Origin of the sequence: Bartonella sp. AA81SXKL (genome assembly GCF_042196945.1) — a bacterium.
Taxonomy (GTDB): domain Bacteria; phylum Pseudomonadota; class Alphaproteobacteria; order Rhizobiales; family Rhizobiaceae; genus Bartonella.
The window spans coordinates 1-9,545 of record NZ_JBHIRH010000026.1; the positions used below are offsets into that span (position 1 = coordinate 1).

4 protein-coding genes and 1 pseudogene are annotated in these 9,545 nt (G+C 37.5%); all 5 read right to left on the reverse strand.

Annotated features, from left to right (window positions below):
• Positions 1-1,502 (reverse strand): annotated as a pseudogene (locus ACFINZ_RS08485) (hypothetical protein); the annotation flags it as partial.
• Between the two features lie 824 nt (positions 1,503-2,326).
• Entirely contained in the window at positions 2,327-7,405 is a 5,079-nt protein-coding gene (locus tag ACFINZ_RS08490) for a Vomp family autotransporter (protein ID WP_375701323.1), read from the reverse strand.
• Between the two features lie 508 nt (positions 7,406-7,913).
• Positions 7,914-8,411 carry a hypothetical protein gene (locus tag ACFINZ_RS08495; RefSeq protein WP_375635019.1) on the reverse strand — a complete coding sequence of 166 codons (498 nt, stop codon included), beginning with the start codon at positions 8,409-8,411 and terminating at the stop codon, positions 7,914-7,916.
• Positions 8,412-8,544: 133 nt separating this feature from the next.
• A complete protein-coding gene (locus tag ACFINZ_RS08500) occupies positions 8,545-8,787 on the reverse strand; it encodes a hypothetical protein (protein WP_375633132.1) in 243 nt (80 codons plus the stop codon).
• 414 nt (positions 8,788-9,201) lie between these two features.
• The coding region (locus ACFINZ_RS08505) for a YadA-like family protein (protein ID WP_375635017.1) at positions 9,202-9,545 on the reverse strand (344 nt) is incomplete at its 5' end.

A 9,545-nucleotide genomic window follows, 5' to 3' on the forward strand; every position in this document is an offset into this window, starting at 1 on the left:
TTGGGGCCTCCAGAAATCACTAAGCCTGTTGCATCTAGGGCAGTTGTGCCTGCCTTTAAGCTCGTTAATGTAACATCTTGAGCTAAATCAAATTTTACATTATTATCCTTATCACCTTTTGTAATGTTAAGATTGGTACTGCCAGTAGAAAAATCTACTCCACTATCCATAATGACTGTTTTAGCATTTTTACCGTCAACAGACAGTTTCCAACCATTTTGTCTTACGACCCTTTCTAAGTCTTTTAATTGTATAACATTCACTGCATCTGCATCTTCACTACCAGCCGCTACACCTGTAATTTGTCGTGTTTTGCCACCATCAACATCACCAACACTAACAGCACCTGACGTAGATTTCCAATAAGATACCTCATTCGTTGCAGGTCCCTGCAGTATAGAAGTATATCCTGAAACACCAGCAGCCCTATTAGCAACAGAATCATCCCCTAAAGCTACACTCCCTTCTGCGCTTGCTTCTGCATAAAAACCTAAAGCGGTAGAATACTTTGCAGTTGACTTTGAACGATGACCTATGGCAGTCGAAGCATACGCCAAAGCCTTAGAAACAGCACCCACAGCTGTGGTATAATTTTCTTTTGCTGTTGTATGATCATCCTTTCCCCCCCCTGCCTGCTCATTAAACTCAGAACCTATTGCGACACTACTTGCACCCAAGGCCTGAGCTGTGTAACCTATAGCAATACTATCCTCTTTTGAGGACAGCGCCTTATAGCCTAAAGCAATACCTCTATCCCCCGTTGAATTTGCTTGATTACCTATAGCTATACTATTTGTTGCTGTAACCTTTGCAAAGGGACCTATAGCAACAGCACTGTCAGCGAGTGCTTTTGCAGTAACACCAATAGCAATTCCCTGATAATTCTTAGCTTCAGATGATAAACCGATAGCTATTGTTCTTTCAGCTGACGCACGTGCAGCGACGTAATAACAGTTTTTGCCTTTATCACATTTTTGCTCATTGCCTATCGCAATAGACGACACAGAGGGCGCACTCGCCGCCTCACCCAACTGAACACCTTTGCCACCACCTCTCTGCATTTCACTAACAGGAATAAGTTGTCTTGGTGTCAAAGTATTTATTACAGAACTATTATCAGTCTTTATTGTGGAATTCTTATCACTATTACCAGAAAGAGTATTGATGAGAAAATTTGCATAGTCACTGGTAGCATCCCCCTTAGGTGTCGTCGCAACACTCAACGCTGTTATATAATTTTCCTTTGATGCACTAGAAGCATCTAATTCACTGTTATCGCTATTATAAGCAGAGATAACATTTTGTGGAGTTCCTACAACAGCACTATCGACACCTTCAAGGAACATTTTGCTTAAATCGACATTTGCCGAAAAACTAGGAGAAACATTCGATAAAAACGCAACTATTGCAACCAACAAAAGCACCCTCACCAAAGACAAGGGATAAGGAAAATGAGTCCCATTTGCATCATCGTGTGCTAATGTGGCATATAATTTTTTCATAACAAATTCTCCAATGAAAAAACTTAAAAACACCTCCAAAACATAAAAAAGACACATTTTAGCATTATTAATCCCCCTGGAATTCATAATAGAGGATCGTTGCTTAGGATGTGAACATTTTGAGTCTTTTGTTTTGTTTGTGCTTTCTGTATTGAGATTTAAATGTTTGTTTTTGGTTTATGTTTTGTGGACATAGAAATAATACATTTAGAATCTAAGGGTTTTAGTGTGCTGTTTTTTACTAACTAAAAAAGAGGTCTTCCATATTTAATATTACTTTTTACTTGGTAGTCGTTACTATAAAATGCTTTAAAAAAGGTTTTAGTATGTGTTTTCTTAATTATAGACTTTAGTTTTATTAGAAAGCATTTTTTTATTAATAACAAGTAAAATAAAAAGAGATTGTAGTATGTCCGATATCTAACTTGCTTTGGATAATTGCTTTTTTAGTTAGGACTTCTCTTCTTAAAATATCATGTAATGATATATGCGTGATCCTTTGATGTATCTTTTATCTTTACGCACTACTTATCCCCCCTTTGAAAGTTATTTTATCAAAATGAGTCTTATTAATATACATTCCTGCATGACTATAGACTGTTCAAGAAAATAGCAACATAAAAATATAACTTTTTAGCAATATGGATTCTACTGTGATCTTTTTGCAATAAAAGCATATAAGGGGCTTCTATAAAACCTCAAAGTTTATATCGTCATCAAATATTATGCTTATCTCTAGATAAATACTGTGCGTCTGTAAAAAAATATTCACCCTCATTTCAATAAATAAGGGTGAATGTTTTGTTCGGTTTTTATTGTTCGTATTATTTTATTTTCAGAGTGATTGCACCACCTATTCCCCAATGACCACCAGCACTCGTGGCAGAGAGATTAGAGCGGATTTTTCCATTTTCAGATGTATAACCAGCTCCAAGAGCAAATGCCGATTGTCCACGCCATGTGCCGCTACCAAATGAGACACTCAAAGATCCTGGTTCGTCGAAGTAACGTAGATTGGACACTGCTAGACCAACAGCAGCTGCTTGTCTTGCTTCTTTGCGTACACTCTTAATGTCATAACTTAAAATATTAAACTTCATATCTGTATATTGGTGAGCCCGATCAACGGCATCATCAATAGCATCGATAACGATATTATTCACCCGTTGATCTGTGTAATGCTTTGATTGATCAAGAACGACCTTCATCTGCTGCTCAGTGTAATCATGTAGTTGACCACCATTAACAGCTTCTTTCGAACCTTGTTCAATACGACCATCCGCAACATTATCAATCATAACAGGTTCACTTTCATTCCCACCTTTTAGAGTGATCTTATTGGTCTTTTTACCATCAACATCTTTATCATAGTTAACTGCACCATCAGAAAGATTATTAACCGTATTCTCAATATTATCAACTCTGTCTTCAATATTGAAAACTGTTTCACCAATATTCGTAACCGTAGTGGAAATATTGTCGACTCTGTTTTCAATATGTTTAATATCTTTTTCAACGCCAGTGATACGTTCGTTGGTCTCCCAAAGCTGTCCACCATTGACTGCATCTTTTGAACCTTCTGCAATTTTACCATCTGCTACATTGATAATCTTACTTGGTTGACCATCATGGCTAGCGTCATAAGCTTTTTTCTGCTCATTCCAATTTAAACCATTGGACGAGACATTGTTTTCAACATTTTGAATGCGGTCGTTTATCTTAGACATACTCTCACTTACGCCGTCAAAAGCACTGGCAACGTCATGATAATCCTTCTTTTCAGCAGAACTCCCGTTAGCCTTGAAATGTGTTATCTTGAAAGTAGGAGCGGTCCATTTTCCATTATTATAACCAGCGCCACCACCAAAATACGCAGCCAATTGGTTGCTCATCAAATAAAGCTGCGAACCATTTATAGCATCTGTTGAGTTAGCAGAAATATCTCCATTGGCAAGAAACTTAATTTTGCTATTGGTTCTTCCCTCTCCATGCTGTGCTACAAATGCCTGCTCATCACCGCTCCACAACAAAGCGTCCCCTTTGACTTCTTGTGTAATATTCGTGATTTTTTCATTGACATCTTTTACCACATTCGTCAGATGCGTATTCACACTCTTCACATTCGCATCAAGACCACTCAAAGCTGAGCCAACGTCATGATAATTGGCTTTTGCCACCTGACCATCTTCAACAATAACAGATAAACTATAGTTTGGTCCTTTAAAGGCACCATTTTCGAACGAGGCACCACCACCAAAATAATTTGCTATATCTCCAGATATTTTATTAATTTGGTTCCCATTGATTGCATCATGCGATCCTTGCGCAATTATGCCATCTTTAACATTATGGAGAGCAACAGGGACTTGGTTATCCATCCCACCTAAAGTTACGCTACCATAATTAACGGTACCGTTTTCTTTATCATAAAGAACTGCAGCAGCACTTGTAAGATTAATATCATTAGAAATCTTCTCTATACTTTTATCAAGCTGGGCTTTGTTAACAGCTTCATTACCATTCACAGCTGCCTTCACACCAGAAATTGTCCTATCGTTGCCTGCATTATTTGCAATATTAATTATAGAACCTCCTGTTGCCTTACCTATGGTGATAGTACCTTCATTTTCCTCCTGCTTAACAAGGCTATTTTTTGCTGCATTAGTGATTTGATTTTGGATATTCGTGATAGAAGTATCAACAGCATTAAAAGTAGATTCAAAATCATTATGTAGCTTACCCTGAATAGTGTAAGTGGGAGCCTTACCGTTAGATATATCTGCACCACCACCAAAATATTGTGATGTATTTTGAGAAATTTTTTCTAGATCATTCGTAACAGTGTTAACATTCTGATTAGTAGCAAAGAGCTGCGAACCATTCACTGCATCGGTTGAATCTTCAGAAATGTCTCCATTGGCAAGAAACTTAATTTTGCTATTGTTTTTTTCCTCTCCATGCTGTGCCACAAATGCTTGCTCATCATTACTCCACAATAGAGAATCTTTAGAAACACCCTCAACTTTCTGAGTAAATTCATTGGCTACATGTGTTAAGCGGCTATTCACATTGTTGATATTGTCATCAAGCCCTGTCAAAGCGTCACCAACATTATTATGGTCTTTAGATACTGCTACGCCATCTTCAGAAATGCGCGATAAATGATAGAGTGGACCGAACAAAATACCGTCGCTAAATTCCGCATTCCCACCCAAAATGTTTGCTACATCTCCAGATATTTTTTCAATCTGCCTACCATTGATCGCATCATGCGAATCTTCAGCAATTTTCCCATCTTTAACATTATGGAGGGAAACTGGTGCTGTAGTCTTATCACCACCCAAAGTTATGCTATTATAATTAACGGTATCGTTTTCTTTATCATAAAGAACTGCAGCAGCACTTGTAAGATTAATATCATTAGAAATCTTCTCTATACTTTTATCAAGCTGAGCTTTGTTAACAGCTTCATCATTTCGCTCTGCAGCTTTTACACCAGAAATTGTACGAGCTTCACCAGATTTGTTTGCAACATTAATTTCTGTACCCCCTGTTGTCACACCAATGGTAATAGTACCTGCATCTCCTTCCTGCTTAACAAGGCTATTCTTTGCTGCATTAGTGATTTGATTTTGGATATTCGTGATAGAAGTATCAACAGCATTAAAAGTAGATTCAAAATCATTATGTGGCTTACCCTGAATAGTGTAAGTGGGAGCCTTACCGTTAGATATATCTGCACCACCACCAAAATATTTAGATGTATTTTGAGAAATTTTTGCTAGATCATTCGTAACAGTGGTAACATTCTGATTAGTAGCAAAGAGCTGCGAACCATTTACTGCATCGGTTGAATCTTCAGCAATATCTCCATTAGCAAGAAATTTAATTTTGTTGTTTTCTTTGTTTTCTCCATACTGTGCCAAAAATGCCTGCTCATCATTACTCCACAATAGAGAATCTTTAGAAACACCCTCAATTTTCTGAGTGAACTCATCAGCTACATGTGTTAAGCGACCATTCACATTGTTTATATTCTCATCAAGCCCTGTCAAAGCTGTACCAACATTATTATGGTCCTTAGTTACTGCTGCACCATCTTCAGAAATGTGCGATAAATGATAGTGCGGACCAAACAAGATACCGTCGTGAAAGTCCGCATCACCACCAGAAATACCTGCTATATCTCCAGATATTTTTTCAATCTGGCTACCATTAATTGCATCATTCGACTCTTTTGCAATTGTACCAGCTTGTACATTATGGAGAGAAACTGGTGCCGTAGTCTTATCACCACCCAAAGTCACGCTATTATAATTAATGGTGCCATCTGCATTTTTATCATAAAGAACCGCAAAGTTATTTGCTTCTTTAATGACCTTAATACTGTCCGTGATATCTGCAATTTCACCATCAAGTTGTTTTTTATTAACGGCTTCATCATCCTTAACTGCTTCTTTCACACCGGAAATTGCACGAGCATCACCTGATTTGTTTGCAATATTAATCTCTGTGCCTTCTATTTCCTTACCGATGATGATACGATTTGTCTCTTCTTCTCGCTTAACAAGGCTATTGCTTTTTATAGTGTCAACAACATCTGCAATCTGACCATCGAGCTGTTGTTTATTAACAGCGTCGTTATTGTTTACAGCAGCCTTCACACCGGAAATTATCCTATCTTCACCCGATTTGTTTGCAACATTGATTTCAGAACCACCTGTTTCTATACCAATGGTGATACGACCTTCTTCTCCACCATCTTGCTTAACAAGACTATTTGCTGCTATTTGATTTTTTATCTCTTGTAGCTGCGCAAAATTCACTGCATCATAAGGTTCTTCCCCAGCTGCCACTCCTGTAATCTGCTTATTGCCAGCATCAATACCATCCACAGTTATTCTAGCCCCATCAGCAAATATAATGCCATCATCACTTATAGAGCTTCTCCCAGCGGTAACTCGTTCCACTGTAATATTGTTAGCTAGATCAAATTTTACATTATTGTCTTCCGCACCTTTTGTAATCTTAAGGTTATCACTTGCAGCCGACAAATCTACCGTGCTCGTTATACCAATCGTTGTGGCATTTTTACCCCCAATAGATAGCTGCCAACCTTGGTCTACGTAAGTTTTTAACGCTTTTAGCTGTGCAACATTAACGGCATCGATAGAATAACTACCAGCAGCCACTCCTTCAAGCTGGCGTGTTACCTTATTTTTATAATCACCAATAGTTGCTGCATGCGCAGTACTTTTCCATACCTCACTGTTTTTATTTTTTTTGCTTAGCTCGATAGGACTGTAACCGCTAGCGCCAGCAAGCGATGTAGTCGAAGAACCGTCCCCAAGAACAACATTGCCATACGCCCGCGTTTCAGCCGCACGCGTTTCAGCATTCTTATCTATAACAATAGCTCCATTACCATCAACCCTCACCTTTGAGGAGTAATCATTCGCGAATGTATATTCCCCAATGCTATCTTGATTATCATATACGGAACCTATCGCAATACCGTCTAGCCCTGAAGCGCGAGCCATAGAGTTTATAGTAAAACTTTTCTCTTTTGCCGTATATTTCTCTGGATCTAAAACAACAGCTTTTTTAGCCCTCTTATCCCTTTTTGAATCAGAAACGAGCGTGCCATTCGCTGTGAAGATGTTTTGCGCATCTTCCCATGCAAATTTTCCGTCAGCTGTTAAAACATTTATTACAGAATTATAACCATCCATACCACTGTTATAATCATCATACGCAGAGATGATGCTTTGCGGATAAACTACGGCAGCATTCTTCACATTTTCGAGAGATGCTTTTGTTAAATCGAGATTTGCTGAAAAAACAGGAGCATCATTCGATAAAAATAAGGCAACCGCAGTTCCTAACGACGCTACTTTAAACAATGATGATCGACGATGTGAGCGAAAAAACTCAAATCACGCAGATTTTGTGTAGTGTATAATTTTTTCATAATACCCCCTTCATAATAATAGATTAAAAACACAAAAAAGGTATGATCTAGAGCCCTAAAGCTTTCTTATTTCCCTTGCATGTCCGCGCTCTTACAACGTGTGTTTTTAGGACATAAATAAAATTAAGACGTAAGCTGTCGTTTCTGCAACGCCTTTAGAGGTGTAATTAGAGGCAGGTTTGTGAAAGTCAATTTGAGGAAGGTAAAAAAATACTTAATATTAGAATAGATTTCGTTTTTCTATCAAAGGTTGCATGTCGTTTTTAGCTTTGATCTCTTTGAAAGAAATATAATTTTTGTACCTATTGATTATCCGCTTAGGCATCAGTTTATTTTTCGTGAATAAGATTTTTTTATTTCATTAGAGGATTTATGAAAGCTTTTTACTAAAATGCCCCATCTATATCCTTACTAATGGTAATGTGTCTCGTTGCTGTATCCTATTTTACAAAAATACTCACTGCTACTTGTTCTTTTATTCCCTTCAGTTGTGAAAAATTCACTGCATCAGTATTGCTAGTTCCTTCTGCAACATTTGTTACTTTTTTACTTGCCGCATTAATACTACCGGTGGTTATTTGTGGGACATCAGTAATTACTAAGCCTGTTGCATCTACTTTTGTTTTTTCTCCTAATGTTATGCTTTTCAATGCTATATCATTAGCCAAACTCAATATGAGCTTATTTTCATCGTTCTTATCTCTTTTAACCCTGAAGTTACTTACTCCAGATGAAAAATTTATTGTACTATCTAGCACCCATATCTTTAACTTCCTCACCAGCAATAGACAATTTCCACCCTTTTTTCTTACAACTTCTTCTAAATCCTGTAACTGTCTAAGGTTCACTGCATCGGTAGGTTTGCTACCAGCTGCTACGCCTATAATTTGTTGCATTATATTCTTACTAGGAACACCAATACTTACTGCAACTTTCATACTTTTCCATTGAGATTCAGGGTTTTTAGCCGGTCCTTGCAGAAGAGACGTATACCCAAAAACGCCATCAGCCCTACCGGACACAGAGTTGTTCCCAATAGCCCCCCATCAACCGTCACTTTAGAATAAAAACCTAAAGCGATACTTCCAACCCCATTTGCTTTTGAATAGAAGCCCATAGAAATAGCTTCTTGAGCAAATGTATATGCACGGAGTAACCAAGTGAAATCGAACCATATTCTAAAACTTTAGAAACAGCTCCCACTACTGTTGAATAATCACTCTTCGAAAGAGTATAATCATTTTCCCCGTATTCGCTCTTCTTATTATATTCACTACCTATTGCGATACTGCTTTTCTCTAAAGCGTAAGCCATATTACCTACAGAAACGCTCCATTCTTTTTCCGTTTGCGCTCCACTACCCTAAAGCAATACTTGTGTTTGGAGTACGTTGCATATCTGTAGATCGTTGCATTATAAAGCATACGTTTAAAACTATACGAAAATAAAAGCTAAAACTGTCTCCTTTTAATAAAGGGTATATTCGTATTGACATTGCGTGAAGCATTTTAACAAATCAAAATAATAGCAATCAATTTTTTGAATCTTTACCACTAAGGTCTTTTATTCTCAACAAAGTTGTCAGAGGCTTTTTATATTCGGATTTTATATAATTACGGGAGTTTTATACATTTAGAATAGCTTTAGAGAGCTCTGGAAAAAGATAAAAAATTTGCCTTTTTCTTATTTAAGAAAAGGGCAAATCAATTTTATGGATTTAGTCGTTTATTAATTGAGTATCACATTAACCCCTGCACTTATACCCCAGTGACCTCCAGAAGTGGTAATTGACAAGTTGGAACCAATATCACCGTTCTCTGAAGTATAACCTGCACCAACAGCAAAAGCAGATTGACTACGCCATAAACCACTCCCAAATGCGATTGTTAATTTTCCAGGAATATCACTATAGCGTAAACCAGCTACCGCTAAACCAACAGCTGCTGCTTGTCTTGCCTCTTTTCGAACATCCTCAACAGCATAATTTAATGTCGAAAACTTCATATCCGTATACGAATTAGCCTCATTAACTCCATCTTTTACAATATGAGAAACTTTCTCATCCGTATACT